We start from the raw sequence: 26,451 nt of genomic DNA on the forward strand, positions 1-26,451 counted from the left end.
CCGGCCCGCGAGCCACCACCGATGACCAGCTCCGTGCCCGGCCTGCGCAGTGTTGTGTGTGACGTCCGGGGAATGAGTCCTCGGACACGATGGACTTTACCAGTCCTCAGGCTGTCGGCGGCGCGGCTCGCTGGACTCCTGGTGAACATCGGTAGCCTGCCGACATGCGTCTCACCCCCTCACGGGGCGTGCTCGTCGCGGCCGCCGTGGTCGTCGGCGCGCTCGTCACCCCGACCCTGACCGCTGTGCCCGCCAACGCCACCGAGTACCCCACCTGGCAGGACGTCCAGCGCGCCAAGGGCAACGAGACCGCGAAGCGGGCCGAGGTGCAGAAGGTGCAGGCCGCGCTGCAGTCGGCGCAGGACGAAGCGGCCGCGAAGTCGCAGGCCGCCCTGGTGGCCTCGTCGAAGGCGGACGCGGCCGAGACGGAGCTGGCGTCGGCCACCCAGGCCGCCACGAGCCTCCAGGCCCAGGCGCAGCACGCGAGCCAGACGGCGGAGCGGGCCCAGCAGCGGGCCGGCCAGCTGGCCGCGAACCTGTACCGCGACGGCAGCACGAACCAGATGACCACCCGGATCGCGACCGCGAAGAACCCGGACCAGCTGCTCTACCAGCTCGGTGCGCTCGACCAGCTCTCTGAGACCTGGTCCGGCGTGATGGACGACGCGTCCGTCGCTGCCGGCACCGCCTCGTCGCTGCACGAGCAGGCCGAGCGGGCCGAGACGGAACGCGCGACGCGTGCGCAGGCAGCCGAGGAACGATCGGCCGCGGCGAAGTCGGCGGAACAGGTGGCGGACGCCGCCGTCGAGTCGACGGAACAGCACAGCGACGAGCTGTACGCGCAGCTCGCGTCACTCAAGGACAGCACTGCGAAGCAGGAAGCCGGGTACGAGCTCGGCCAGCGGGTCGCCGCACAGAAGGCGGAGCAGCAGCGCAAGCGGGCAGCAGCGGCGGCGGCCGAGGCAGCGAACACGCCGACCCCCGGCAGCAGTGGCGGCAGCGCCCCCGGCGGCGGTTCCGGCACGTCGTACCCGAGCACCGGCGGCGTCGTCGTCGACCCGGCCGGCGCCCAGGCCTACGCGCGCGGGGCCCTGGCGTCCTACGGATGGGGCGACGACCAGTTCTCGTGCCTGGTGTCCCTGTGGACGCAGGAGTCCGGGTGGCGGGCGAACGCCCTGAACGCCTCGAGCGGCGCCTACGGCATCCCCCAGTCACTCCCTGCCGAGAAGATGGCGGTGGCCGGTGCCGACTGGCGGACGAACGCCGCGACGCAGATCAACTGGGGCCTCGCCTACATCAAGAGCGCCTACGGGTCACCCTGCGGGGCGTGGGGGCACGAGATGAGTGTCAACCCGCACTGGTACTGATCGCCGGGCAGGTCGGTTGCAGCGCAGCTTGACGCCGTCGTCTTGCTGAGACGCCGCAGTCTCACTGAGACGCCGTCGTCTTGCTGAGACGCCGTCGTCTTGCTGAGACGCCGCCGAACGCACGAGACGCCGCCGGATTCGGCGGCGTCTCGACGACACGACGGCGTCTCTGCACCTGTTCAGTGGCCGAGGCCGCCGAGCAGGCTCGCGAAGTCCGGGGTCGCGGGGAGCGCGTCGGCTTCCTGCGGCGCCCGCCTGGAGGCCCGGATCGCCCAGGCCAGGTCGGCTCCGGCCCGGCGGATGCGACCGTCCAGGGCGGCCGAGTCGCCGTCGGTCCCCCAGTCGTCGGTCGCGGCGAACACCCCGGTGGGGACGATCGCCGCACGCAGGTACGCGAAGACGGGTCGCAGCGCGTGGTCGATCGCCAGGGAGTGCCGCGAGGTCCCGCCGGTGGCACCGAGCAGGACGGGCATGTCGGCCATCGAGTCCTTGTCGAGCACGTCGAGGAAGGACTTGGCGAGTCCGCTGACGCCCGCGGTGAAGATCGGTGTGACGAACACGACGGCATCAGCCTCGACCACGGCGGCCATCGCGGCGGAGAGTGCGGGTGCGGCGAACCCGGTCAGCATCGCGTCGGTGATCTCGTGCGCGAGCGGCCGGAGCTCCACCTGCACGACGTGTGCGGGGGTGCCTTCGGCGACGAGCGAGGACACGGCCGCCTCGCCCAGACGGTCGGCGAGCAGGCGGGTGGAGCTGGGCTCGGAGAGTCCGGCGGAGACGACGGCGATGGTGGTCATGATGCTTCCCGACTTTCGATGCGTTTGCATGAACATAGCATCCAACCGAGCTCCCCTCGCGACCATTCCCGTCGTCCGACCGGCGGCCGATCGGTCACGACTCCCCGCGCGCTGACCGCCGATCGGTCACGAAGTGTCGAGTCAGACCGCGGGATACGACGAGTCGTGACCGCGGGACGAGCGCGGGCGACGTGTCGTGACCGGTCCGAGCGGGAGCGCCGACGGAGCGGACCCCGGCGCACGACGCCCGCCCCGGGAACGAAGAACACCCCGGTCCTCGTGGAGAGGACCGGGGCGTTCGGTCAAGCGTGTGTCCGGTCGACTAGCGACGCAGGCCGAGGCGCTCGATGAGCGTGCGGTAGCGGGCGATGTCGACGTCGGAGAGGTAGCCGAGGAGACGGCGACGCTGACCGACCATGAGCAGCAGGCCACGACGCGAGTGGTGGTCGTGCTTGTGCTCCTTGAGGTGCTCGTTCAGGTCGTTGATACGACGCGTCAGAACGGCGACCTGGACCTCGGGGGATCCGGTGTCGCCCGGGTGGGTCGCGTACTCTTCGATGATCTCCTGCTTGACCTGTGCGTCAAGTGCCATGGTGATCCCCTTCCTGTCCGTTGCGCGGTGCCCGTGCCTGATGCACGAGCGCTCTTTGTCCGCGGCCGTTCGACGGCAACCGCCCAAGACTACCAGAGTCCTACGCGGTCCTGGGCTGCAGACGGCGTCGGCGGCGACGGTCCGGCAACAGGCTGCGGACGAGTCCGACCAGGGTCGCGCCGAGCAGCCCGCCGAGACCGTTCGACAGCACGTCGCGCGGGTCCGCGACGCGGTACGGCAGGTACGTGGCCTGGGCGAACTCGATGCCCGTGGACAGTGCCACCGCGACGAGCGCGCCGAGGATCCACCAGCGACGGGGCAGCCACAGCGCGGCGAGCATGCCGACCGGCACGAACATCGCGATGTTGGCGAGGAACTCGGTGCGCTCGTACGTGAACCAGGCACCGTGCGGCAGCTGCTGCACCCACGCGATCGCGTGCAGCACGAGCGAGTTCTGGGCCGAGGTGAAGACCTGCGGGGTCAGCGTCATCCGCCAGATCACCCAGGCGTAGCCCGCGGTCAGGGCGAGGAGGAGGAGTCGACGGAACATCCGCACAGTGTGGAGCACGGTCCTGCGCGGTCGCTGGAGCGCTCCTGTCAGCGGGCGGTGCGACTCCTGGGCGATCGCGGCTCGGCCCTGGTCAGGACTCCCCCGCACCTGTCAGCATGGGTCCGGGCACGACCGCTGCCCGCACCACCGACACCGCACGGGCAGATCAGGGAGCACCGCAGCATGCCGGAGCACGAGGCACCCAGCACCCCCCTCCGCAACCGCACCGGCGGACTGCGGCAGTGGGGGTGGATCGCCGCGGCGGCCGTCGTCGTCGCCGCGGTCGTGACGACGCTCGTGGTCGTCGGCCCCTGGAACGGTGGCCCGCCGGACGGCGACCGTACCCCGAGCGGACGAGCCGTGTCCGAGCGGAAGTCCGCGGCCGAGGCGTTCCCCGGCGGACTCGCGCGCCAGCCGACCGCGGTGAACCAGGCCGGCATCCGCGAGCGCCAGGCCCGGGCCGAGGGCGACGCCCAGACCGCCGAGCAGATCGCGGTCATCGCCGACCAGCCGATCGCGACCTGGCTGACGAACACCTCGCGCTCCGAGACCCGGTCGACCATCCGGTCCGTGGTCGCCACCGCGAAGGAACGTGGCGGCACCCCGGTGTTCGTCCTGTACAGCATCCCCGACCGCGACTGCGGCAGCTACTCGAAGGGCGGCACCGAGGACGACGCCTACCTGCCGTGGGTCCGGTCCGCCGTCCGGGCGATGGCCGGTTCGCACGCCGTCGTGCTCGTCGAACCCGACTCGATCGCCCAGATCCAGAACTGCGAGCGGCTGCGCGACGAACGCCTGCCCCTGCTGCGGAAGGCCGTCGACGCCCTGACCGGCCACGGGCTCACCGTGTACCTGGACGGCGGCAACGAGAACCGCGTGCCGACCGCCACCATGGCGGACTGGCTGCGGCAGGCCGGCATCGACGAGGTGCAGGGGTTCTTCACGAACGTGTCGAACTTCTACCGGGTCGACCAGGAGCGCGCGTACGCCGACGAGCTCGCCGACGCGATCGGCGGGGACCCGCACTTCGTCATCGACGTCTCCCGCAACGGGCAGGGGTGGCGGGGAACCTGGTGCAACCCCGAGGGCGCCGGCCTCGGCCAGGAGCCGCACGTCACCGGCGGCAGCACCCGGCTCGACGCCCTGCTCTGGGTGAAGACGCCGGGACTCAGCGACGGCACCTGCAACGGCGGCCCCGCGGCCGGCCAGTGGTGGGAGTCGTACGCGCTGGCCCTCGTCGAGCACCGCAAGCGCGACTGACCACCGTCTTCCGACAGCCCGCGCAGGGCCGTGTCGGTGCCCGGTGGTTGCATGTGCGCATGACCGCGACCGACCGCATCCGCTCCGTCGTCCCGCCCTACTTGCTCCGCGCCGTCGCCGATGCCGACGCGTTCCCCCGGGCGGCCTCGGCAGCACGCACCGCGCTGGCCTCGCTCGACGCCGTGCAGGCACCGAAGCACGCGCACCTGGTCGCCCCGCGCGGCGTCAGCGGCGCCGTCGACCGCTCCCCGCAGCGGACGATCACCGACGCGCACGGCACCACGACGCTGCCCGGCACCGTCGTCCGGCGCGAGGGTGACGCCGACTCCGGTGACGCCGCGGTCGACGAGGCGTACGCGGGCCTCGGCGCCACGCACGCCTTCTGGCTCGAGGTGTTCGACCGGGTGTCGATCGACGGCGCCGGGCTCCCCCTCGACGCGACCGTGCACTTCGGCCAGGACTACGACAACGCCTACTGGGACGGCCGCCGGATGGTGTTCGGCGACGGCGACGACGAGGTGTTCCGCCGCTTCACCGTCGCGCTCGACGTCATCGGCCACGAGCTGGCGCACGGCGTCACGCAGTACACCGCCGACCTGACCTACCAGGGCCAGTCGGGTGCCCTCAACGAGTCGATCAGCGACGTCTTCGGCTCCCTGGTCGCCCAGTACGCTGCGGGGCAGACGGCGGAGCAGGCGAGCTGGCTCATCGGCGAGGGGCTGTTCACCGACGCTGTGCAGGGCGACGCGCTCCGGTCGATGCGAGCCCCCGGCACCGCGTACGACGACCCGGTGCTCGGGAAGGACCCGCAACCGGCGACCATGGCCGGGTTCGTCGACACCACGGACGACGCCGGCGGGGTCCACACGAACTCCGGCATCCCGAACCACGCGTTCTTCCTGGCGGCCACGGCGATCGGCGGCCCCGCATGGCTGGGCGCCGGTGCCGTCTGGTGGGACGCTCTGACGTCGCCCGAGGTGACCGCTTCGATCGACTTCGCGGGCTTCGCCGCCGTCACCGCCGACGCGGCCGGGCGGCGGTTCGGGGACGGTTCCGCCGAGCAGACCGCGGTCCGCCAGGCCTGGCAGCAGGTGGGCGTGCTCGACTGAGCAGGCCACCCGGGCGTACCGTCGGGGCCATGCGCATCGAGGTCCGCCGCTCCGGGGGCTTCGCCGGCACCACACGACGCTGGCGGGTCGACACCGACACGAGCAGCGACCCCACGGCGTGGTCCGACGTCGTCGACGCGCTGCGGCGCACCCCGGCACCGACGGCAGCGCCCGTCCCCGACGACTTCAGCTGGACGATCACCGTCGAGCGCACCACCGTGACGATCCCGGGTCGCCGCCTCGACGGTCCGTGGGCCGACCTGGTCGCGCGGGTGCGGTCCGAAGGCGACCCGACCTGAGCCGGGAGGCCCGTGGCGGGCCCGCACCGGGCCTCCCGTCCGCCCCGCGGGGACGCCACCGCCCACCGATCGTGCGCAGGAACGGTCGCGTGGGACCGACGGACCCGACCGTTCCTGCGCACGAAGTGCGCGGGGACGCGACCGTCAGTCGACGTCGATGACCGTCAGGCGACGGGTCGGACGCGTCATCGCGACGTACACCGCGGCGGCGGCACGGGCGGCGTCGGCCCCCACGCCGTCCGGGTCCACGAGCAGCACGCCGTCGAACTCCAGCCCCTTGGCGTCCGCACCCGTCAGCACCGTGAGCGAGCCGGCGGTCGGCGAGGCGAGGCCCCGGACGTCCGCCTCGGTGCGGGCGAGCCGCTGCCGGACCGTGTCGACCTGGGCCTCGGGGACGATGACGCCGATGGTGCCGGAGCCGATCCGGGCACGCTCGGCGTCGGCGACCGCCACGACGGTGTCGAGCAGGTCGGCCCGGGCGACGCGGACGCGCTCGACGGGGTCACCGTCTCGAACGGCCTCGTTGCGGGTGACCGTGAGGCCGGCGCTGTCCGCGAAGGCCCCGGCGGCCTCGACGATGGAGCGCGGGGTGCGGTAGTTCACCGTGAGCTGCTCGATGCGGTGGTCGAGCGGCACCTGCGGCGCACGGCCGCGTCGGCGACGCGCGAGCGCCCCGATGACGTCGTCCCAGGTGCGCGCGGCGCCGGGCGAGGAACCCTGCGCCATGTCGCCGACGATCGTGAACGAGCGCAGCGGGTTGCGGCGGGCGAGCACGCGCCACTGCATCGGCGAGAGCTCCTGCGCCTCGTCGACGACGATGTGCCCGTAGGTCCACTCGCGGTCGTCGGCGGCGCGCTCGGCGGTGGAGCGGGGGTCGCCGCCCTCGGCGAACGAGCCGGCGACCTGCTCGGCGCTGACGATGCCCTCGACGCCCATGTTCTCGATGGCCTGGCGGGCGTTCTCGATGTCACGGTTCCGGCTGGCCTTCGCCGCGCGCTTGGCGGCGCCGCCGGTCGGGTCGAACGGGCCGAGGAGTTCAGCGGCCTCGTCGAGCAGAGGGACGTCCTCGACGGTCCAGGCCGTCCCGCGGGCGCGCTGCAGCAGGGCTCGGCGCTCCGGGGTCCAGTCGGGGGTGAGCGAGGCGAGCCAGTTCGGCCGGGCGTAGAGGTCCTCGAGGAACTTCTCCGGCGGCAGCGGCAGCCACGCGGTGTTGAGCAGCACGCGGGCGTCGTACGAGCTCCGGATGTCCTCGCGCAGGACCTTCTCGTCGGCCTCGTCCACCGTGGTGCCGCGCTCCCGCAGCTGCTCGGCGAGCAGGCGGGTCATCGCGTCGAGGGCGGTCTTGTTGAACGTGACGCGGGCGGCGTTGTGCGGCTTGCCGCGGTCCTGCGCGCGCTTCATGGCGTCGGCGACGAGCTGCGGCGGGACGACGAGCCGCTCGCCCTCGATGTCGAGCGTGACCGACTCGGTCGGCACGACCTGGCGCGAGCGCACGGCCCGGCGCAGCAGTGACGCCATCTGCGCGGCGCCCTTCACGGCGGCGACGTCGCGGGTGTCGTGCGTCGTCGCGTGCACGCCCGGGTAGAGCGAGCCGAGCGACGCCATCACGACACCGGTCTCGCCGAGCGACGGGAGCACCTGCTCGATGTACGTCAGGAACGCCGGGGACGGGCCGACCATGAGCACGCCGGAGCCCCGCAGCCGTTCGCGGTACGAGTACAGCAGGTAGGCGGCCCGGTGCAGCGCCACGGCGGTCTTGCCGGTGCCGGGGCCGCCCTGCACGATGAGCACGCCCTCGAGCGGGGAGCGGATGATGCGGTCCTGCTCGCCCTGGATCGTCGCGACGATGTCGGTCATCCGGCCGGTGCGCTCGGCGGTCACCGCGGCGAGCAGCGCCCCTTCGCCCTGCAGGTGGGTGCGCTCGTCGTCGTAGAGCGAGGCGTCGAACACCTCGTCCTCGACGCCGACCACGCGACGGCCCTGCAGGGACAGGTGCCGGCGGGAGCGCATGCCCATGGGGTGCGCCGCGGTGGCCTGGTAGAAGGCGCTCGCACCGGGGACGCGCCAGTCGAGCAGCAGCGGCCGGTGCTCGGCGTCGCGCAGCCCCACACGGCCGATGTACCGGAAGGTGTCGTCGGGGTTGTCGGGCTCGGCGACCTCGAGCCGGCCGAAGACCAGACGGTCCCCCACCCGCTCGAGCGTCGCGACGGTGTCCTCGTAGAGCCGGGCGTACGCGTCGCGCTCGCTGCGGCTCTGGTGGTTCCCGCCGACCGCCTGTCGGCGGGTCTCGGCGAGGCGCTGTTCGGCCTCGGCGGTCAGCTCGTCGAGACGACGGAAGAGGCCGTCGACGTAGCCGCGCTCACGGTCGATCTCGGTCGGTTCGGACACACACAACCCTTCGGGAAAGAGGGGTGTCCAGTGTAGTCCCGGCGCACCGACACGGATGACTGGAGGCGCGGTGCCAGCTGGCACCGCGCCTCCGGTCCGGACGGCAGCGCGTCCGCGCGTCCGCGCGTCCGCGTGTCCGCGTGTCCGCGTGTCCGCGACCCGTCTACATCTCTTCGTGCGTGTCCGGATCGCCGTCCCACAGGCGGCCGCGCTCGAGCGCGGAGATCGCCTGCACCTCGTCGTCGGTCAGCTCGAAGCCGAAGACGTCGAGGTTCTCCTTCTGGCGGGCGGCGTCGCCCGACTTCGGCACCGGCACGGCACCGAGCTGGACGTGCCAGCGCAGGACGACCTGGCCGGGGGCCACCCCGTGTGCGGCGGCGGCGTCGACGATCGGCTGCTCGGTGAGCAGTTCCGACCGCTTCGCGAGCGGGCTCCAGCTCTCGGTCACGATGCCGAGCTCCTGGTGCACCTTGCGCAGTTCCGCCTGGGGGAAGTACGGGTGCAGCTCGACCTGGTTGACGGCCGGGGCGACCCCGGTGGCGTCGACGATGCGGCGGAGGTGCTCCGGCGTGAAGTTCGAGACGCCGATCGAGCGGACCTTGCCGCTGTCGCGCAGGTCGACGAACGCCTTCCAGGTGTCGACGAACTTGTCCACCGACGGGTTCGGCCAGTGGATCAGGTACAGGTCGACGTGGTCGAGCCCCAGGTTGCCGAGGGTCTCGTCGATCGAGCGGTGCGCCTCGTCGTAGCCGTGGTGGCGGCCGGGGAGCTTCGACGTGACGACGAGGTCCTCGCGCGCCACCTCGGACTCGCGGACGGCCCTGCCGACGGCGTCCTCGTTGCCGTAGTTCAGCGCCGTGTCGAGCAGCCGGTAACCGCCCGCGATCGCGGTGCCGACCGCGGCCGCACCCTCGTCGCCGTTCAGCCCGTAGGTGCCGAGGCCGAGTTCCGGGAACCGGTGGCCGTCGTTCAGCTCGATCGTCGGGGCACCGACCTGCATCAGCGGACCCCGAGCAGGTCGATCACGAAGATGAGGGTCTTGCCGGACAGGAAGTGGCCGCCACCGGCGGGGCCGTAGGCGAGCTCCGGCGGGACGACGAGCTTGCGGCGGCCGCCGACCTTCATGCCGGGGATGCCCTCCTGCCAGCCGCGCACCAGCGCCGCGAGCGGGAAGTCGATGGGCTCGCCGCGGTTCCAGGAGCTGTCGAACTCCTCGCCGGTCTCGTACTCGACGCCGGCGTAGTGGACCTTGACGGTCGAGCCGGCGGACGCTTCTTCGCCGGAGCCCTCGACGATGTCGGTGACGACGAGCTCGGTGGGGGCGGGGCCCTCGGGGGCGTCGAACTCGGGCTTGCTGTTCAGGTCAGTCATGCTGATCAGTCAACCAGAGGGCGCACCGGGCACGCGCAACGAGCGTCCAGCCCGCAGAATGGTTCCACCGTGACACCATCGACTCCCGCACCGCCGCGCCGCCGTCTGCTCGCCGACCTGACCCCGCTCCGCCGCTCCCCCGCCTTCGCCCGGCTCTGGGCGGGCACCGCGATCGCCGGCATCGGCACCCAGATGACGACCGTGGCCGTCGGGCTCGAGGTCTACGAGATCACCCGCTCGACCTTCGCCGTGGCCCTGGTGGGTGTCATCGCGCTCGTACCGATGATCGTCGCGGGTCTGTACGGCGGGATGCTCGCGGATGCCTTCGACCGGCGCCTCGTCGCGCTCGTGTCCTCGATCATCGCGTGGGTCGCGGTCGCCCTGATCGCCACCCACGCCTGGCTCGACCTGCACAGCGTCCTCTTGCTCTACGTGCTCGCCACGGTGAACGCCGTCGCCGCCACCGTCAGCAACGCGTCCCGCTCGGCCATCGTCCCGCGGCTCGTCGGCACCGACCTGCTGCCCGCGGCGAGCGCCCTGGGCGGGATCGCGTCGGGGTTCCAGGTCACGGTGGGCCCGGCGATCGCCGGAGTGCTCATCGCGACCGTCGGGTTCGCGCCGACGTACACGATCGACGTCGTGCTGTTCACGTTCGCGTTCCTCGGGGTGTTCACGCTGCCGCGGATGGCTGCCGACCACGACGCGCTGCGGCCGGGGCTCGGCTCGCTCATCGAGGGTGCGAGGTTCCTGCGGCGGTCGCGCAACATCACGATGACCTTCGTGCTCGACATCGTCGCGATGACGTTCGGGCAGCCGCGCGTGCTGTTCCCCGCGATCGGGGCGCTCGTCATCGGCGGCGGGTCGATCACGGTCGGCACCCTGACCGCCGCGTACGCGATCGGAGCGCTGCTGTCGAGCGTGTTCTCCGGGCCGCTCGGGCACGTCCGACGCCAGGGTGAGGCCGTCGGCTGGGCCATCACGGCGTACGGCGGGGCGATCGCGGCGTTCGGTGTGGTGATCGCGCTGGCGCACGTCCTGGGCGGTCGCTCGGGTGAGGCGTTCGGGGTCGAGATCCTGCCCGCGCTCGGGCTCGCGGCGCTGTTCCTGGCGATGGCCGGCGGCGCGGACAACGTCAGCTCGGTGTTCCGGAACACGATCCTGCAGGCAGCGTCGCCGGACGGCATGCGTGGTCGGCTGCAGGGCATCTTCATCGTGGTGGTCACGGGCGGTCCGCGGCTCGGCGACCTGTACGCCGGCCTGGTCGTCGCGGCCGGCATCGCGTACCCGCCGGTCATCGGCGGCGTGCTGATCATCGGCCTCGTCGCGCTCCTCGTCCGGATGGTCCCGTCGTTCCGCCGCTACGACGCCCTGCACCCCCACGCCAACTGACCGGTCGGTCCTGGTGCGCATAACACCGGTGTTCGCGCGTGGAACACCCGCGTTCCGCGGTGCGGAGCGTGACACCGGTGTCTTGCAGGCGCACCAGCGCGACCAACAGGCGGTCGGGAGGCGCGGGGCGGGCCCGCCACGGGCCTCCAGGGCCGCACGTGTCGGGTACCGTACGACACATGCCGGACAGCGCATCGCGCGATCTCCAGCGGACGGGAGTCCGCGCCGTCGTCCGGCGCACCTACCACTCCGTCATCCGGCACCGCGTCGTCGACGCGGCCGCGTCGCTGACGTTCTTCGCCCTGCTGACCGTCTTCCCGACCGCGCTGGCGGTGGTGTCGGCCCTGTCCATCGTGGACCGCAAGGGCGACAGCCTGACCGACATCGTCGAGGTCCTCGGGTTCATCGTCCGGCCCGAGACCGCGTCGCACCTCGAGGGCCCGCTCCGGCAGCTGCTGACCCTGGACAACCCGTGGCTCGGGTTCACGATCGGCGTCGTGCTGACGCTCTGGTCGCTGTCCGGCTACGCGACGGCGTTCGGGCGGGCGATGAACACCGCGTACGAGGTCGAGGAGGGTCGGCGGATCTGGAAGTTCCGCAGCATGATGCTCCTCGTCACGCTGCTCGTCATGGTCGGCGGTGCCGTCGCGATCGTCATCCTGCTCGGCACCCCGACGATCTCCGAGGCCGTCATCCGGCAGCTCGGGTGGGCGCCCTGGATCGACGACGTGTGGAACGTGGCGAAGTGGCCGGTGCTCGCGGTCGACCTGGTCGTGATGGTGGCGGTGCTGTACTACGCGACGCCGAACGTGAAGACCCCGCAGCTGCGGTGGGTGTCGGCCGGTGCCGCGTTCGCGATCGTCACCTGGGCCATCGCCACCCTCGGGTTCGCGCTCTACGTGGAGACCCTCGGCGGCGGGAACCGTGCCTACGGGTGGCTCGGCGGCGCGATCCTGCTGCTCGTGTACCTGTACATCTCGAACTTCGTGCTCGTGGTCGGCGGGGAGCTCGACTCCGAGGTGATCCGGATGCGGCAGCTGATGGCCGGCATCGAAGCGGACGAGTCGATCCGGCTGCCGCTGCGGGACGTCACCCGGAACTTCACGCTCGCGCGCTGGCGGGACCAGGACATGGCTGCAGCGCAGCACGTCCGGGCCGAGGCCGCTCGGGTGGCCGAGGACGAGGACGCCGAGCTGACCCCGGGCGAGGAGCAGCTGCGGGCGATGGCGCAGCAGGTGCGGGTGGGCGAGCGGCCGCTGCCCTGACGGGTGGCGTGCGCGCGCTCGTTGCCGCGGACGCCCCGCGTCAGCGCTTGCGCGCCTCGGCGTCCAGCATCTCCTCGGTGACGATCGGGATGGCGCCGGTCGCCAGCTCGATCCCCGACAGCCGTGCCGGGCTGAGCACCCGCATGACCTGGTCCTCGTCCATCAGGCCCGCGGCCACGACGAGCGTCGAGATCGGCGTCGAAGTGGTCAACGCCGTGTGCGCGATCGACGCCGCGGCCGCGTACCCGATGTACGGCGTCAGCGCGGTGACGACGCCGACGTTCGTGTCGACCTGGGCGGCGAGCTTCGCCTCGTTCGCTTCGATGCCGACGACGCAGTGCTCGCGGAGGGTCGCACAGCCACGGGACATCCACTGCAGGGACTGCAGGATCGAGTGGGCGATGATCGGCTCGAAGGCGTTGAGCTGGAGCTGGCCGCTCTCCGCCGCCATGGTCACCGTGGTGTCGGCTCCGGCGACCGCGTAGGCGATCTGGTTCACGACCTCGGGGATCACCGGGTTCACCTTGCCCGGCATGATCGACGAACCGGCCTGGCGAGCGGGCAGGGTGATCTCGCCGAGGCCCGCCTGCGGGCCGGACGACAGCAGCCGCAGGTCGTTGCAGATCTTCGAAAGCTTCGCGGCGCTGCGCTTGACCGTGCCGGACAGGGTCATGAAGGCGCCGGCGTCGCTCGTCGCCTCGATGAGGTCGGGGGCGGTGACGACGTCGATCCCGCTCGCCTCCTGCAGCTGCCGGCGGACCTCGTCGCGGTAGAGCGGATCCGCGGTGATCCCGGTGCCGATGGCCGTCGCGCCGAGGTTCATCTCGGCGAGCAGCGGCATCACCTTGCGGAGCATCTCCGCGTCCTCCTGGATGGTGTGCGAGAAGCCGGTGAACTCCTGCCCGAGGGTCATCGGCACGGCGTCCTGCAGCTGCGTCCGGCCGACCTTGAGCACGTCGGCGAAGGCGCGGCCCCGCTCGGCGAACGCGGCGGAGAGTTCCTCGAGCTGCACGATCAGCCGCCGGACGCCGAAGATCATCGCGATCTTGATGCTCGTCGGGTAGGTGTCGTTCGTCGACTGGCTGCGGTTCACGTGGTCGATCGGGTGCAGGTACGCGTAGTCGCCCCGCGCACGGCCCAGGAGTTCGAGTGCCCGGTTGGCGAGCACCTCGTTCGTGTTCATGTTCGTGCTCGTGCCCGCGCCGCCCTGCACGACGTCGACGACGAACTGCTCGCGGAGCGCCCCGTCGCGCACTTCCTGCGCCGCGCGGTCGATCGCGTCGGCGCGCTCCTCGTCGAGGACACCGATCGCCCGGTTCGCCCGCGCCGCCGCCTGCTTCACGGTGACGAGCGCCTCGATGAGGTCCGGGTACACGGCGATCGGCACGGAGGTGATCGGGAAGTTCTCCAGCGCCCGCAACGTGTTGATGCCCCAGTAGGCGTCGTTCGGGACCTCCCGTGATCCCAGCGAGTCGCTCTCGGTCCGCGTCGTCGTCACAGGTGCCTCCTCGTTGCCGGTCACACGTCGAGGCTAGTCCGGTCCGTCCAGCCGGTCCGGGAACGCGCCGGGACTGTGCAGAGCGGCGCGTTCCTGCGCGAGCGGGCGGAATGCCGCGGTCGCTTCGGTAACGCACGCCGGCATTTCGCCCGCTCGTCCGGCGAGCGCCCGCCGTGCACTTCGTGAGCAGAAGATGTCGAGTCGCGCACCCCGAGCCGACATCTTCTGCTCACCAAGCGCGCCGCCCACGCGAGCGGGCGGAATGCCGCGGTCGCCTCGGCAACGCACGCCGGCATTTCGCCCGCTCGCCCGGGGCGGACGGGAGGCGCGGCGCCAGGCCGCCACGGGCCTCCCGTCCGCGCCGCGGGCGCGGCGAACACACGACGAGTGAGCAGAAGACGCCGGGTCGCGAAGGGCGACCCGGCGTCTTCTGCTCACTCGGTGAGCGCGCCCGTCAGTGGAACTGCGGAACGATGAGGTAGATGCCGTAGAGCACGACGGCGCCGCACACGACGAAGCACGCGACGGCAGCGGCACGGAGTGCACGTGTAGCCGTCGAGGCGCCGGCCGGGTTCGGGAAGCCCGCGGTGGCCGGACCGATCGTGCCGTCGTCCTTCACGGTGAACTTGCCGGCGCGGGTGTCGGCGGCGCTCCAGAGACGGAGGCCGACCGAGTACACGGCGACGACGAAGCACGACGAGACCACGGCGACGAGCGCCACGGTGAGGAATGCAAACCAGTCGATGCCCATCAGCGACGGCCTCCCTTGCGGGCCGCCATGCGACGGAGCGTCCGCTCGCGGCTCAGTTCGGCGCGACGCTCGGCGACCGCGTCGGCGCGCTTCTTGCGCTGCATGTCGCGCAGCTCCTTGCGGGTCAGGACCGCGTTCGCGGCGACGTCGACCTCGATGGCCGAGGCCTGCTCGTGCGGCTTGCGGAGCGACCAGAGGTACAGGCCGAGGATGACGGCGGCACCGACCACGGCGTCGATCACGAGCCCGATGACGCCGAGACGGGCGATCCCGGAGGCGACGGCACCGACCGCAGCAGCGGCAGGCAGGGTGATGAACCAGGCGATGACGATCTTGCCGGCGGTCGACCACTGGATCTTCGAGCCCCGGCGGCCGAGCCCGGCACCGATGATGGAACCCGAGGACACCTGCGTCGTGGACAGCGCGAAGCCGAGGTGGCTGGAGGCGAGGATCGTCGCCGCGGTCGAGGCCTCGGCCGCGAAGCCCTGGGTCGCCCGGATCTCGGTGATGCCCGAGCCGAGCGTGCGGATGATCCGCCAGCCACCCGTGTAGGTACCGAGCGCGATCGCGAGGGCACAGGCCACGACGACCCAGAACTGCACGCCCTGGTTCGACGACTGCGCGCCCGAGGCGATGAGGGTCAGCGTGATGACGCCCATCGTCTTCTGCGCGTCGTTGGTGCCGTGCGCCAGGGACACCATCGAGCTGGTGAAGACCTGCCCGATCCGGAACCCGCCGCGCTCGTTCGGGAACACCGGCCGCTTGGTGATCCGGTACGCGATGCGCGTCGACAGGAACGACACGAGCGCCGCGATCACGGGCGAGGCGAACGCCGGGATGATCACGACCGTCAGCAGCGCGACGTAGTTGACCGACTGGAACCCGGCACCGACGATCGCGGCACCGATGAGCCCGCCGAACAACGCGTGCGAGGACGACGACGGCAGCCCGCGGAGCCACGTGATCATGTTCCAGACGACTGCCCCGATCAAGCCCGCGAAGATCATCTCGGGGCTGATCGCGACGCCACCGGGGCCCTCGTTGATCAGCCCGTGCGAGATCGACGTCGCCACGGCGGTGCTGAGGAACGCACCGACCAGGTTGAGCACCGCAGCGACGGTGACCGCCACCTTGGGCTTCATGGCGCCGGTCGCGATCGGGGTCGCCATCGCGTTGGCGGTGTCGTGAAAACCGTTTGTGAAGTCGAAGAAGAGGGCCAACGCGATGACCAGGACGACTATGAGTGTGATGTCCACCGCGGGCAAGTGTCCCAGGCGTCGGCCCTTCGAGCAAACCTGATCGGCAACCTGTTGTTCACCGTCGCTTCACACTCGTTCAGGTTCGGAACCATGCCGATGGAAGAATGGGTCCATGGACACCGCTGAGCTCCTCATCCTGTTGATCGGATCGCTCGCGGTGACCGGGTTCGCCCGCGCCAAGGGGCTCCCCGCTCCCCTGCTCGTCACAGCGGTCGCCCTGGCGGCGTCGTTCCTGCCCGGGCTGCCCCCGATGGAGATCGACTCCGAGGTCATCCTCACGGTGATCCTGCCGCCGCTGCTCTACTCCGCCGCGCTCGACGTGTCGTGGCAGAGCTTCCGCGGCTCGATCAAGCAGATCCGACGACTCGGCATCTTCCTGGTGATCGTGACGGCCCTGGTCGTCGGCGGAGTGGCGTACCTGCTCATCCCGGACATGACGCTGCCTGCGGCGATCCTGCTCGGCGCGATCGTCGCCCCGCCGGACGCGGTGTCCGCCGCCGCGATCGGCCGGAAGCTCGGACTCCCCCGGCGTGTCATGACCGTGCTGTCCGGCGAGAGCCTCATCAACGACGCGGCCTCGCTGACCCTGGTGCGCGTGTTCACGCTCATCATCGCCGGCACGTCGCTGACGGTCTGGCAGGACCTCGGCATCTTCGGGCTCGCGATCGGCGTCGGCCTGGTCGTCGGCATCGTGCTCGGCGTCGTCGTGCACTGGATCCGGATGCGCATCAACGACCCCGTGGTCGAGACGATCATGAGCATCCTGCTGCCGTTCGTCGCGTACATCCTCGCCGAGGACCTGTCCGGCTCCGGCGTCATCGCGGTCGTCACGGCCGGCCTGTACATCGGCTACAACTCGCCGAAGGAGGGCTACGCCACCCGCCTGCAGGAGCGTCCGCTCTGGACGAGCATCGACGTCATCCTGGAGGGCTTCGTGTTCGCGCTCATCGGCCTGCAGCTCAACACCGTCGTGCAGGACCTGGTGGAGAGCAAGCGCAGCCTCGGGCAGACGCTCACCGCGGCGGCTGTCGTGCTCGCGGTGGTGATCCTGGTGCGGCCGCTGTTCGTGTTCGAGTCGTACGTGCGCAACCGGTTCAACGGGAAGTGGCTCCGGCCGCTGCGGATCAAGCTGTCCCGCGGGCACCCCTCACTGCGGTGGATGCGCGGTTCCGCGGAGCCGAAGCTCAACTGGCGGGAGCTCACCGTCATCTCGTGGACGGGCATGCGTGGCGTGGTGACCCTGGCGGCAGCGGTCTCCGTCGTCGCGAGCCCGACGCAGATCCCGGCGCAGGACACGATCTTCATCATCGCCTTCTTCGTCACCGTCGGCACCCTGCTGTTGCAGGGGCTCACGCTGCCCTTCGTCATCCGCGCGCTCAAGGTGCAGGACCCGGCCGAGGGCGAAGAGGACGTGCGCAGCGAGATGCGACTCAACCAGCGCACCACCGAGGCCGCGATCGAGCTGCTCGAGAAGCGACGTCCGGCGTGGGCGAAGCAGTACGGCTCGGACGCCGTCGACTCGGTGGTGAACCGGCTGAAGGCACGACTCGAGCGTCAGGCCGAGACCTTCCGCCAGGACGCCGAGGAAGAAGAGGACGAGGAGCGGAACGTCGCACTGCGCCTGCGTGGCTCGCAGATCCAGGACATCCGGCGCGAGCTGCTCGACCGCCGCCGCGAGATCGTGCTCGAGGAGCGGGAGAAGGGGAACCTCGACGAGGAGGTCATGCGCCGCGTGCTCGTGACCCTCGACGCCGAGGAGCTCGCAATGGACTCGGCGCAGGCATCGCGCAGTCGCTCCTGAGCACCTCGGGCGTATCCTGGCGCTCCGATCGAGAGCAGGAGCAGAGCGCCGAGTGAGCACGCCGCGGAACGACGTCCCCAGGAACGACGACGGACCGGAGCGCCCCGGCGGTTCGCGTCCGACGCCCTCGAAGTCGCGCGGGAGCCGGCCGTCCGCCCAGGGGACGAAGCCGCGTCGCGGTGCCAAGGTCGCGGGACACGCCAGCCGGTCAGCACCCCGGCGGCAGGCCCCCGTCCCCGCCCCGCAGCAGTACAGCGCGTACCGCCGCTGGTACTCGACACTGCACCCGTCGCTCCAGCTCATCGGCCTGCAGCTGTGGATGCCGCTGTTCTTCATCGTCGGGTTCTGCCTGTGCTACGTGTTCGCGTTCCACGCCCCGCACCCGCACGACGTGCCGATCGCCCTGATCGGCAGCGACCCGTCCTTCGTGCAGGCCGTGCAGCGGGCGTTGCCGGGCGAGTTCGTGTTCCACTCCTACGACTCGCTCGCCCAGGCGAAGCGCGACGTGGTCGACGGCTCGATGGCGGTCGCGTACGACCCGGCCGCGAACGAGTTCTTCAAGGCGAGCGCGCACCAGTTCCAGGTCGCGAGCCTCGTGCCGGCCACCCTCAGCGCGGTGCTCACCGGCCTGGGCGTCGCGACCCCGAAGGTGACCGAGCTCGCGCCCCTGCCGGCGTGGGACGAGTACGGCACCGTGGCGATGTACGTGATGCTCGCGTGGTGCATCGGCGGCTACATGGTCGCGATGTTCATCGGCATCATGGGCGGCCCGCTCCGGCACCGCACCCGCATGACGGTCATCGCGGTCGGCGGCCTGGTCATCTCGCTCATCACGAACACGCTCGCCGGCCCGGTGCTCGGTGCCATCCACGGCCACTGGATCCAGCTGGTGCTCATCGCCTGGGGCTGGATCGTGGCGATCGGCCTGGCGGTGAACGGTCTGAGCTACTTCGTCGGCCGCTTCATCGCCGCCCCGGCGATGATCTGCTTCGTCTTCCTGTCCATGCCGTCGTCCGGCGGCGCCTACCCGAAGTGGTTCATGCCCGAGCCGTTCGCGTGGCTCAACAACGTCGTGGTCGGCTCGAGCATGGTCGACATGATCAAGCACCAGGTCTACGGCGTCGGCCCCGGTCCGGCCCGAGGCCTGATCACGATGGCGTGCTACGCGGCGGCCGGCCTCGTGCTCATGTACTTCGGCAAGCAGTGGTGGGAGCGCAAACGGATCCGCGCGATCGTCACCGGCCGCACGACGATGTTCCAGGACGCGAACACGGCCAACCGCGAGTTCCTCGGCGGGCAGCGCGACGCCGAGCTGGAGCGCCACGGGCTGACCTCCACCGAGACCGGCACCCTGAGCGTGCTGCGGGACGACGACTGGGAGGACGAACGCACCGGTGGCGACGTCTTCACCGGCGCGCGCGACGGCCTCGAACCGGGCGCGACCCCGACCGGTCGCATCGCCGTGCAGCGCCCCGCGAACCGGAAGGAGCCGCGACCGGCGGCGGCTCCGCACGGCAAGCACGCCGACCGCTGACGCGTATCCTGAGGGGCATGAACCCCCGAATCACCTGGCACCGCGTCCTCGTCACCGTCGTCGTCGTGTTCCTCGTGCTGACGCTGGGCTTCTACGCCGCGAGCGTCCTGCTCGCCCCAGCCGACGGGCGCGGCACCGCCGGGCTGTTCGTCGGGTGGGCGATGTTCTCGATGATCGGTGCGATCGTCGTCGGTGTCATCGACTTCTTCGTGCGGCCTCTGGGCGGCCGGAGCGGCGACGCCGACGTCATGGCCGCCGCCGAAGAGGCCCGGACCGGCAGCACCCGCACGCAGCAGACGCGCTAGCGGCACGCGCACCCAGCAGACGCCCTGAGCGAGACCCGCCCCAGCGGAAGAACTAGGCCACACCCGTGCCGGTGAACCCGGACACCGTCGCGTCGTCCTCGGCGAACGTGAACCGCGCCCGGACGTTGCCGCCAGCGAGCACCCCCGGCAACCAGTACCGGGCGTCGTCCCACATCGCGTCGTAGGGCACGGCGTCGACCGGGATCCAGCGCGGCTCCAGTTCGTCCGAGCCCGACGGGTCCCCCTGCCAGCGGCGGCAGACGAAGACGTCCGAGACCTGGGACCAGGACGGTCGGTACGGGAACCGGTAGTCCAACGTGCCACGGGCCTCCAGGTCGACCGCGTCGACCCGCAGGCCGACCTCTTCACGCACCTCGCGCACGGCGGTCTCGACCGCCGTCTCGCCGGACTCGCGCTTGCCGCCGGGGCCGACCAGACGGCCGGTGCCGAGGCCGCGGCGCTTCTCCCCCAGCAGCACCTCGGGCCCTGCCTCGCCGTCGCGCAGCAGGTACACGACCACCACCCGGGGATGCTGGGACTTGCTCTCGTCGCGAAGGCTCACGCGTCCAGTGTGACCGATGGAGTGTCGTACGCTCTTCCCATGGCAGGCGTGCTGCGGGGGCACCATGGCTGAGCCCCGCAGGACCGGGCGCAGCCTCGAAGTGCTGCGCGCCGAGGCCGCCGAGGAGATCTCGATGCTCGTCGAGCACCGGAGCCGTCAGGGCGAGGACCCGTGGGAGTTCATGCCGACGCTCCCCACCGTCGACGAGCAGGTCGTGCTGATCCTGCGCGCGGACGCCGTCGACCTGGACGAGGCGATCGGCAAGCGGCACGCACAGTGGTCGAGCCACCCGGCGTCCGGGCAGGGCACCAAGCTGGGAGAGGAGTACCACCGGCTGCGCCGGATCGCGCTGCAGCACCCCGAGCTGACGCCCGCCGTGTGGAAGCTGCTCGGCGCCCTGCCCGAAGCGGGCTGAGCTGCGGTTGGATGGACGCATGACCGAAACCGTGCTCGCCGTCCTCAACCAGCCCTCCCGCGACGCCGCGCCGCACGACCCCGCGGCCGACGCCTTCACGTGGGCGAAGCCGCTCGAAGAGCACGTCCAGGTGCAGGACCTCGGCGTCACGCGCGGTGACGGCGTGTTCGAGACGATCACGGTGATCGACGGTCGGCCCCAGGCCCTCGAGGCGCACCTCGCCCGTTTCGGTCGCTCCGCCGCGATGCTCGACCTGCCCGCCCCCGACCCCGAGGCGTGGCGCCAGGCCATCGAGGCCGTCTGCGCGCGCCTCGACCCGGTGCGCGAGGCCTTCGCCAAGACCGTCCTGACCCGCGGCGTCGAGGGCACCGACCGTCCGACCGGCTGGGTCTACGCCGCGCCGTCTGGCGACTCCACGGCCGCCCGCACCGAGGGGATCTCCGTCGTCGTCCTCGACCGCGGCTACCGGCACGACGTCGAGCGCACCTCGCCCTGGCTGCTGCAGGGCGCGAAGACGCTGTCGTACGGCGTCAACATGGCCGCCCTGCGCGAGGCCGTCCGCCGCGGCGCCGACGACGCCCTGTTCGTCTCGAGCGACGGCTACGTGCTCGAGGGCACGCGCGCGAACCTGATCATGAAGGTCGGCGACCGGCTGGTCACGCCCCGCACCGACATCGGGATCCTGGCGGGCACGACGCAGGCCGACGTGTTCCGCTTCGCTGAGCAGGAGGGCATCGAGACCGCCTACGAGCTCGTCACCCTCGCCGATCTTGCAGCCGCGGACGCGCTCTGGCTCGTGTCGAGCGTGCGGCAGGCGGCGCCGATCCGTTCGGTGAACGGCGACGCCCGCGCGATCGACGCGGACCTGACGACGCGCATCAACGACTTCCTGCTGGCGCGCGAGGTCTGAGCACGGTCTGACCGCTCGACCCGGAAGACGCCGTCGTGTCCGCGAGACGCCGCGGAATTGGGCGGCGTCTCGCGGGTGTGACGGCGTCGTGCCGAAACGACGGCGTCTCGCGACCGGACACCTGACGGACGGGAGGCCCGTGGCGGGCTCGCCACGGGCCTCCCGTCCGCCTGTGGCTGAGCCCACCGCGTCACGCGAGACGCCGGCGTCTCGTGGCCGCTACCAGCGCGGGGTGGTCACGCCGGCTCCGTCGGCCCACGCGAAGACGGTCTTGCCGTCGATCCAGACGCGCGTCGCGCGGCTGGTCGCGTCGAGCGGGTCGCCGTCCCAGAGCACGAGGTCGGCGTCGTAGCCCTCGGCCAGGCGACCGACACGGTCGCCGAAGCCCAGGAACTCGGCCGGGTTGACCGTGAGCGCCTCGAGTGCGGTCTGGGCGGGCAGGCCCTCCTTCACGGCGGCGGTCGCCTGGTCGACGAGCATGTTGATCGGCACGACCGGCGCGTCCGTCGTGATGGCGACCCGGACCCCGGCCGCCGCGATGGTGGCGAGGTTCGGGATGCCGCGGTCGCGGAGTTCGACCTTCGAGCGGCTGGTGAAGAGCGGGCCGTAGATGACCGGGATGTCCTTCGCGGCCAGCACGTCGGCGATCTTGTGCGCCTCGGTGCCGTGGTTCACGACGAGCCGGTAGCCGAACTCCTCGGACAGGCGGATGGCGGTGGCGATGTCGTCGTGGCGGTGGGTGTGCTGGTCCCAGACGAGTTCGCCGTCGAGCACCCGGACGAGCGTCTCCTTCGTCAGGTCGCGGGCGAACGGCTCGTCCTTCGCGGCGGCGGCATCGCGGGCGGCCTTGTAGTTCTGCGCGTCGACGAAGGCGTCACGGATGATCTTGGCGACACCGAGCCGGGTGGAGGGGGTCTGGCCCTTGCCGCCGTAGACCCGCTTCGGGTTCTCGCCGAGGGCGCTCTTCACGCTCACCGAGTCGGAGATGAGCTGCTCGTCGATCGTCCGGCCGCCCCAGGTCTTGATGGCGACGCTCTGGCCGCCGATCGGGTTGCCCGAGCCGGGCTTGACGACGATGCTCGTGATCCCGCCGGCGAGCGCGTCCCGGAAGCCCTCGTCGTCGATGTCGATCGCGTCGATCGCGCGGACGCCCGCCATGTTCGGGGCGGTCATCTCGTTCGTGTCGTTGCCGGCCTCGCCGTTGGCTTCTTCGTGGATGCCGACGTGGCCGTGCGCCTCGACGAACCCGGGGACGAGCCACGAACCCGCGGCGTCGATGACCGTCATGCCGTCGGGCGGGGTGACGTCGGGTCCGACCGCGGTGATCCGGCCGTCCTCGACGATGACCGCGCCGCCGTCGAAGGCGGGGGCGGAGACGGGGACGACGTGGGCACCGGTGATCGCGAAGGAGTTGCTCATGGCACCAACGGTACGCGGGGGCGTGCGGGCGGGGCGTGCGGGCGGCGGCGCGCGGGCGGCGTGCGGGCGGGCGGCGGCGTGCGGGCGAAATACCGATTCCTGGCGCCGGACGTCCCGGCGGCCCTACCGTCGCGGGATGGCACACCGGAGCGAGACCTGGCCCACGCACCACAGCGCCGAACGACCCTGGCGCAGCGCAGTCCGCGGGTGCCGTGACGACCGGCTGGTGACCACCGTGCGGGTGTCGGTGCCCCCGTCCATCGCCAGGGCTCGGTGGACACCCGACGACGACACCGTCGCACTGCTCGACCGGAGCGCCACGGCCCTGCGCACCCTCGACGTCCACCACGGCTCCCGGCTCGCACCGCTCGGGTCCGTGCTCGGCCGGACCGAAGCCGTGGCGTCGTCGCGGATCGAGGACGAGCCCGCCTCGATCGACGACCTGGCGCGCGCGCTCGTCGGCATCAGGGCGAACCCGGGTGCCACCGCGGTGGTCCGGGCCGGCGGCGCCGTCGAGCACCTGGTCTCCGCGGCGGACTCGGGCATCGTCACGGAGTCGTCTCTGCTCGAGGCGCACCGTCTGCTGATGCGCGACGACCCGGTCGACGGACGGTCCGCAGGCCGGTACCGCGACGTGCAGAACTGGATCGGTGGCGGCGCCACACCCCGCGACGCCCGGTACGTCCCACCGCCGCCGGAGCTCGTGGCACCGCTGATGGCCGACCTGCTCGCGTTCGTGCACCGTGTGGACCTGCACCCGATCGCCCAGGCGGCCATCGCGCACGCGCAGTTCGAGTCGATCCACCCCTTCACCGACGGCAACGGTCGGACCGGGCGGGCGCTGATCGGGGCCGTGCTGCGGCGCCGCGGGGTCACGACGACGGTGACCGCGCCCGTGGCCACCGCACTCGCGGCGGACCGACCGCGGTACTTCCGGCACCTGGAGCGGTACCGCGACGGCCAGGTCACCGGGTTCGTGGCCGATCTGGCCCTGGCGATCGGGACGGTCTGCGACGAGGCGACGCTCGGCGCCCTGCTGCTCGCCGAGCACGACGCCGACCGGTCCACCGGTCCCTGCGCCACGGGCCCGCACGCCGTCGTCGGCCGTGCGCTCGCCGACGACCCCGTCCTGACCGAAGCGCACCTGGGAACCCTGCTCACCGCCGACCAGGTCGAGCGCGTCACGCTCGACCTGGTGCTGGCGGGCGTGCTCCGTCCGGTCACCCGTCGCCGCCGTGACCGCGCCTGGGTGGCACCCGCCGTGGTCGCCGAGCTCGAGGCGTTCGAGCAGCGGGTGCACGCCGCTGTGGGCGGCCACGAGCGGACCGCGGCCTGACCGGGGGTGCGGGCGAATAGGGTGGGACGGTGAGCAACGAGCACACCGCATCCACCCCGCCCAGCGCCGCCAAGCGGCCCGTGACACGGACCCACCACGGCATCGACTTCGTCGACGACTACGAGTGGCTGCGGGACAAGGAATCCCCCGACACCCTGGCGTACCTCGAAGCCGAGAACGCCCACACCGACGCCGCGACCGCGCACCTCGCGCCGCTGCGGGACCGCATCTTCGCCGAGGTGAAGAGCCGCGTGCAGGAGACCGACCTCTCGGTACCGGTGCGCATGGGCGACTGGTGGTACTTCACCCGCACCGCCGAGGGCAGCCAGTACGGCGTGCACTGCCGCGTGCCCGTTGCGGGCCCCGACGACTGGACGCCGCCCGCCGTGGTCGAGGGCGAGTCCACCCTGCCCGGTGAGCAGGTGGTGCTCGACGGCAACGCCCTGGCTGACGGCCACGAGTTCTTCTCCCTCGGGACCTACGACATCAGCGACGACGGCACCCGCCTGGTGTACGGCATCGACGTCGAGGGCGACGAGCGGTACACCCTGCACGTGCGCGACCTGGCGTCGGGGACCGACCTCGGCGACGCCATCCCGAACACCGGGGCCGGCGCCACGTTCGACCCGGCGGGCCGCTACGTCTTCTACCCCACGGTCGACGAGTCCTGGCGTCCGGACAAGATCTGGCGGCACACCGTCGGCACCGCGGCGTCCGAGGACGTCCTGGTGTTCGAGGAACCCGACGACCGCTACTGGGTCGGCGTCGGCGTCACCCGCTCGTCGCAGTACATCGTCATCGAGCTCGGCTCGAAGATCACGTCCGAAGCGCACGTCCTCGATGCTGCGGACCCGACCGGTGAGTTCCAGGTCGTCTGGCCCCGCCGCGAGGGCGTCGAGTACGAGATCGAGCACGCCATCGTCGGTGGCAGCGACCGGTTCCTGGTGCTGCACAACGACGGCGCCGAGAACTTCGAGCTCGTCGACGTCCCCGCCGACGACCCGACGTCCGAGCGTGACCGCCGCGTCGTCGTGGCGCACCACACCGAGCGCCGCATCGAGTCGGTCGACGCCTTCGCCGGGCACCTCGCGCTGGAGTACCGGTCCGAGGCGCTCCCCCGCGTCGCGATCATCCCGATCGAGGGCGACGGCTACGGCGACGCGCACGAGGTCCCCTTCGACGAAGCCCTGTTCTCCGCGGGGCTCGGCGGCAACCCGGAGTGGGAGCAGCCGACACTCCGCATCGGGTACACGTCGTTCGTCACCCCCTCCGAGGTCAGCGACCTCGACCTGGCCACCGGCGAGGTCACCGTCCTGAAGCGCCAGCCCGTGCTCGGTGGCTACGACCCGGCCGACTACGTGCAGGAACGCGACTGGGCCACCGCGGCCGACGGCACCCGCGTGCCGATCTCGCTCGTCTGGCGCCGTGACGCCGTCGACCAGGACTCGCCGTCGCCGCTGCACCTGTACGGCTACGGCTCGTACGAACACTCGATCGACCCCGGCTTCAGCGTCATGCGCCTGTCGATGCTCGACCGCGGTGTCGTCTTCGCGGTCGCGCACGTCCGTGGTGGCGGTGAACTCGGCCGGCACTGGTACGAGAACGGCAAGACCCTGACGAAGAAGAACACCTTCACCGACTTCGTCGCGGTCGCCGAGCACCTGATCGAGTCCGGCCGGACGAGCGCCGACCGGCTCGTGGCCGAGGGCGGCAGTGCGGGTGGGCTCCTGATGGGCGCCGTCGCGAACCTCGCACCCGAACGGTTCGCCGGCATCCTGGCGGCCGTGCCGTTCGTCGACGCGCTGACGAGCATCCTCGACCCGGACCTGCCCCTCACCGTCATCGAGTGGGACGAGTGGGGCGACCCGCTGCACGACGCCGAGGTCTACCGCTACATGAGCGAGTACACGCCGTACGAGAACGTCCGCGACGACGTCCAGTACCCGCAGATCCTCGCCGTGACCTCGATCAACGACACCCGCGTGCTCTACGTCGAGCCCGCGAAGTGGACCGCGAAGCTCCGCGAGGTCGGCGCGCCCGTGCTGCTGAAGACCGAGATGTCCGCCGGCCACGGTGGTGTCAGCGGTCGCTACGCGTCGTGGAAGGAGCGGGCGTTCGAACTCGCCTGGCTGCTCGACGTGCTCGGGCTCGCCGACGAGACGCCCGCCGCGGCGACCGCCACCCCGATCGCCGCGGGCTGAGCAGCGCCGCGCACTTCGTGAGCAGAAGAGGTCGGGTCCGAACGCGGGACCCGACCTCTTCTGCTCACCAAGC

24 protein-coding genes are annotated in these 26,451 nt (G+C 71.6%); 13 read left to right on the forward strand and 11 right to left on the reverse strand.

All coding sequences use genetic code 11. The annotated features are described in order from the left end of the window. The first annotated feature begins 164 nt into the window (after positions 1 to 164). Positions 165 to 1,367, forward strand: coding sequence for an aggregation-promoting factor C-terminal-like domain-containing protein (locus tag QRN30_RS07905; RefSeq protein WP_284760821.1), 1,203 nt, complete (start codon positions 165 to 167; stop codon positions 1,365 to 1,367). Between the two features lie 179 nt (positions 1,368 to 1,546). On the opposite strand, the gene QRN30_RS07910 is transcribed toward QRN30_RS07905, so the two are convergent. The 3 genes from QRN30_RS07910 to QRN30_RS07920 form a co-directional block, all read right to left on the reverse strand. After that, positions 1,547 to 2,164, reverse strand: coding sequence for a CE1759 family FMN reductase (locus QRN30_RS07910; RefSeq protein ID WP_284760822.1), 618 nt, complete (start codon positions 2,162 to 2,164; stop codon positions 1,547 to 1,549). A gap of 322 nt (positions 2,165 to 2,486) precedes the next feature. Then, on the reverse strand, positions 2,487 to 2,756 hold the full coding sequence (gene rpsO, locus QRN30_RS07915; RefSeq protein ID WP_017885935.1) for a 30S ribosomal protein S15: 270 nt from the start codon (positions 2,754 to 2,756) through the stop codon (positions 2,487 to 2,489). A 100-nt stretch (positions 2,757 to 2,856) separates the two neighbouring features. Beyond that, positions 2,857 to 3,306, reverse strand: a complete 450-nt coding sequence (locus QRN30_RS07920) for a VanZ family protein (RefSeq protein WP_017885936.1) — start codon at positions 3,304 to 3,306, stop codon at positions 2,857 to 2,859. A 183-nt stretch (positions 3,307 to 3,489) separates the two neighbouring features. Here QRN30_RS07920 and QRN30_RS07925 point away from each other — a divergent pair, with 183 nt between their 5' ends. From QRN30_RS07925 to QRN30_RS07935, 3 genes are read left to right on the forward strand one after another with little or no spacing between them, the layout of a single operon-like run. Beyond that, positions 3,490 to 4,566 (forward strand): glycoside hydrolase family 6 protein, encoded by a 1,077-nt coding sequence (locus tag QRN30_RS07925; RefSeq protein ID WP_284760823.1) that lies wholly within the window; start codon positions 3,490 to 3,492, stop codon positions 4,564 to 4,566. 59 nt (positions 4,567 to 4,625) lie between these two features. Beyond that, positions 4,626 to 5,675 (forward strand): M4 family metallopeptidase, encoded by a 1,050-nt coding sequence (locus tag QRN30_RS07930; protein WP_284760824.1) that lies wholly within the window; start codon positions 4,626 to 4,628, stop codon positions 5,673 to 5,675. Between the two features lie 29 nt (positions 5,676 to 5,704). Beyond that, entirely contained in the window at positions 5,705 to 5,974 is a 270-nt protein-coding gene (locus QRN30_RS07935) for a protealysin inhibitor emfourin (RefSeq protein WP_071405582.1), read from the forward strand. 144 nt (positions 5,975 to 6,118) lie between these two features. Here the strand turns inward: QRN30_RS07935 and QRN30_RS07940 are convergent, their stop codons facing one another. From QRN30_RS07940 to QRN30_RS07950, 3 genes are all read right to left on the reverse strand, one after another. Next, complete coding sequence (locus QRN30_RS07940) at positions 6,119 to 8,362, reverse strand: HelD family protein (protein WP_258370490.1); 2,244 nt, start codon at positions 8,360 to 8,362, stop codon at positions 6,119 to 6,121. A 163-nt stretch (positions 8,363 to 8,525) separates the two neighbouring features. Next, positions 8,526 to 9,362 (reverse strand): aldo/keto reductase, encoded by an 837-nt coding sequence (locus QRN30_RS07945; protein WP_259496383.1) that lies wholly within the window; start codon positions 9,360 to 9,362, stop codon positions 8,526 to 8,528. Beyond that, a complete protein-coding gene (locus QRN30_RS07950; protein WP_017885942.1) occupies positions 9,362 to 9,733 on the reverse strand; it encodes an FKBP-type peptidyl-prolyl cis-trans isomerase in 372 nt (123 codons plus the stop codon). The genes QRN30_RS07945 and QRN30_RS07950 overlap by 1 nt, the downstream gene beginning before the upstream one ends. Positions 9,734 to 9,802: 69 nt before the next feature. Here QRN30_RS07950 and QRN30_RS07955 point away from each other — a divergent pair, with 69 nt between their 5' ends. Continuing rightward, positions 9,803 to 11,122, forward strand: coding sequence for an MFS transporter (locus tag QRN30_RS07955; RefSeq protein WP_082509663.1), 1,320 nt, complete (start codon positions 9,803 to 9,805; stop codon positions 11,120 to 11,122). Between the two features lie 179 nt (positions 11,123 to 11,301). After that, positions 11,302 to 12,387: a YihY/virulence factor BrkB family protein gene (locus tag QRN30_RS07960; protein WP_284760825.1), complete on the forward strand. Its 1,086-nt coding sequence runs from the start codon at positions 11,302 to 11,304 to the stop codon at positions 12,385 to 12,387. A gap of 40 nt (positions 12,388 to 12,427) precedes the next feature. Here the strand turns inward: QRN30_RS07960 and QRN30_RS07965 are convergent, their stop codons facing one another. From QRN30_RS07965 to QRN30_RS07975, 3 genes are all read right to left on the reverse strand, one after another. Continuing rightward, positions 12,428 to 13,909 (reverse strand): aspartate ammonia-lyase, encoded by a 1,482-nt coding sequence (locus QRN30_RS07965; protein ID WP_017885945.1) that lies wholly within the window; start codon positions 13,907 to 13,909, stop codon positions 12,428 to 12,430. 430 nt (positions 13,910 to 14,339) lie between these two features. Then, positions 14,340 to 14,636 carry a hypothetical protein gene (locus QRN30_RS07970; protein WP_017885946.1) on the reverse strand — a complete coding sequence of 99 codons (297 nt, stop codon included), beginning with the start codon at positions 14,634 to 14,636 and terminating at the stop codon, positions 14,340 to 14,342. After that, on the reverse strand, positions 14,636 to 15,892 hold the full coding sequence (locus QRN30_RS07975; protein ID WP_040418878.1) for an inorganic phosphate transporter: 1,257 nt from the start codon (positions 15,890 to 15,892) through the stop codon (positions 14,636 to 14,638). The genes QRN30_RS07970 and QRN30_RS07975 overlap by 1 nt, the downstream gene beginning before the upstream one ends. Positions 15,893 to 16,007: 115 nt before the next feature. Between QRN30_RS07975 and QRN30_RS07980 the strand changes: the two genes are divergently transcribed. The 3 genes from QRN30_RS07980 to QRN30_RS07990 are packed head-to-tail and all read left to right on the forward strand — an operon-like array spanning position 16,008 to position 19,535. Next, positions 16,008 to 17,696 (forward strand): cation:proton antiporter, encoded by a 1,689-nt coding sequence (locus QRN30_RS07980; RefSeq protein WP_284760827.1) that lies wholly within the window; start codon positions 16,008 to 16,010, stop codon positions 17,694 to 17,696. A 52-nt stretch (positions 17,697 to 17,748) separates the two neighbouring features. Continuing rightward, complete coding sequence (locus QRN30_RS07985) at positions 17,749 to 19,230, forward strand: ABC transporter permease (RefSeq protein ID WP_056071316.1); 1,482 nt, start codon at positions 17,749 to 17,751, stop codon at positions 19,228 to 19,230. Positions 19,231 to 19,247: 17 nt separating this feature from the next. Next, positions 19,248 to 19,535: a hypothetical protein gene (locus QRN30_RS07990; protein ID WP_071252337.1), complete on the forward strand. Its 288-nt coding sequence runs from the start codon at positions 19,248 to 19,250 to the stop codon at positions 19,533 to 19,535. 52 nt (positions 19,536 to 19,587) lie between these two features. Here the strand turns inward: QRN30_RS07990 and QRN30_RS07995 are convergent, their stop codons facing one another. Next, complete coding sequence (locus QRN30_RS07995) at positions 19,588 to 20,097, reverse strand: 8-oxo-dGTP diphosphatase (RefSeq protein ID WP_214584626.1); 510 nt, start codon at positions 20,095 to 20,097, stop codon at positions 19,588 to 19,590. Between the two features lie 64 nt (positions 20,098 to 20,161). Between QRN30_RS07995 and QRN30_RS08000 the strand changes: the two genes are divergently transcribed. Both QRN30_RS08000 and QRN30_RS08005 read left to right on the forward strand, forming a co-directional pair. Beyond that, a complete protein-coding gene (locus tag QRN30_RS08000) occupies positions 20,162 to 20,512 on the forward strand; it encodes a tryptophan synthase subunit alpha (protein ID WP_111038858.1) in 351 nt (116 codons plus the stop codon). A 19-nt stretch (positions 20,513 to 20,531) separates the two neighbouring features. After that, the gene (locus QRN30_RS08005) at positions 20,532 to 21,422 is read left to right on the forward strand and encodes an aminodeoxychorismate lyase (protein ID WP_056071322.1); all 891 of its coding nucleotides are present in this window, start codon (positions 20,532 to 20,534) and stop codon (positions 21,420 to 21,422) included. A gap of 219 nt (positions 21,423 to 21,641) precedes the next feature. Here QRN30_RS08005 and QRN30_RS08010 read toward each other — a convergent pair whose 3' ends face one another. Continuing rightward, entirely contained in the window at positions 21,642 to 22,841 is a 1,200-nt protein-coding gene (locus QRN30_RS08010; protein WP_056071325.1) for an amidohydrolase, read from the reverse strand. Positions 22,842 to 22,977: 136 nt separating this feature from the next. Here QRN30_RS08010 and QRN30_RS08015 point away from each other — a divergent pair, with 136 nt between their 5' ends. Together QRN30_RS08015 and QRN30_RS08020 are read left to right on the forward strand one after the other, a co-directional pair. Then, entirely contained in the window at positions 22,978 to 24,177 is a 1,200-nt protein-coding gene (locus QRN30_RS08015; RefSeq protein WP_274007920.1) for a Fic family protein, read from the forward strand. Between the two features lie 29 nt (positions 24,178 to 24,206). After that, positions 24,207 to 26,378, forward strand: coding sequence for a S9 family peptidase (locus QRN30_RS08020; RefSeq protein WP_194590174.1), 2,172 nt, complete (start codon positions 24,207 to 24,209; stop codon positions 26,376 to 26,378). Positions 26,379 to 26,451: the final 73 nt, after the last annotated feature.

This window comes from Curtobacterium sp. MEB011, assembly GCF_030209655.1.
Taxonomy (GTDB): Bacteria; Actinomycetota; Actinomycetes; order Actinomycetales; family Microbacteriaceae; genus Curtobacterium; species Curtobacterium poinsettiae.

Coding starts and splice junctions, on each gene's coding strand:
- QRN30_RS07905 (WP_284760821.1), top strand. CDS start 165: ATGCGTCTCACCCCCTCACGGGGCGTGCTCGTCGCGGCCGCCGTGGTC.
- QRN30_RS07910 (WP_284760822.1), bottom strand. CDS start 2,164: ATGACCACCATCGCCGTCGTCTCCGCCGGACTCTCCGAGCCCAGCTCC.
- rpsO (WP_017885935.1), bottom strand. CDS start 2,756: ATGGCACTTGACGCACAGGTCAAGCAGGAGATCATCGAAGAGTACGCG.
- QRN30_RS07920 (WP_017885936.1), bottom strand. CDS start 3,306: ATGTTCCGTCGACTCCTCCTCCTCGCCCTGACCGCGGGCTACGCCTGG.
- QRN30_RS07925 (WP_284760823.1), top strand. CDS start 3,490: ATGCCGGAGCACGAGGCACCCAGCACCCCCCTCCGCAACCGCACCGGC.
- QRN30_RS07930 (WP_284760824.1), top strand. CDS start 4,626: ATGACCGCGACCGACCGCATCCGCTCCGTCGTCCCGCCCTACTTGCTC.
- QRN30_RS07935 (WP_071405582.1), top strand. CDS start 5,705: ATGCGCATCGAGGTCCGCCGCTCCGGGGGCTTCGCCGGCACCACACGA.
- QRN30_RS07945 (WP_259496383.1), bottom strand. CDS start 9,362: ATGCAGGTCGGTGCCCCGACGATCGAGCTGAACGACGGCCACCGGTTC.
- QRN30_RS07950 (WP_017885942.1), bottom strand. CDS start 9,733: ATGACTGACCTGAACAGCAAGCCCGAGTTCGACGCCCCCGAGGGCCCC.
- QRN30_RS07960 (WP_284760825.1), top strand. CDS start 11,302: ATGCCGGACAGCGCATCGCGCGATCTCCAGCGGACGGGAGTCCGCGCC.
- QRN30_RS07970 (WP_017885946.1), bottom strand. CDS start 14,636: ATGGGCATCGACTGGTTTGCATTCCTCACCGTGGCGCTCGTCGCCGTG.
- QRN30_RS07980 (WP_284760827.1), top strand. CDS start 16,008: ATGGACACCGCTGAGCTCCTCATCCTGTTGATCGGATCGCTCGCGGTG.
- QRN30_RS07990 (WP_071252337.1), top strand. CDS start 19,248: ATGAACCCCCGAATCACCTGGCACCGCGTCCTCGTCACCGTCGTCGTC.
- QRN30_RS08000 (WP_111038858.1), top strand. CDS start 20,162: ATGGCTGAGCCCCGCAGGACCGGGCGCAGCCTCGAAGTGCTGCGCGCC.
- QRN30_RS08005 (WP_056071322.1), top strand. CDS start 20,532: ATGACCGAAACCGTGCTCGCCGTCCTCAACCAGCCCTCCCGCGACGCC.
- QRN30_RS08010 (WP_056071325.1), bottom strand. CDS start 22,841: ATGAGCAACTCCTTCGCGATCACCGGTGCCCACGTCGTCCCCGTCTCC.
- QRN30_RS08015 (WP_274007920.1), top strand. CDS start 22,978: ATGGCACACCGGAGCGAGACCTGGCCCACGCACCACAGCGCCGAACGA.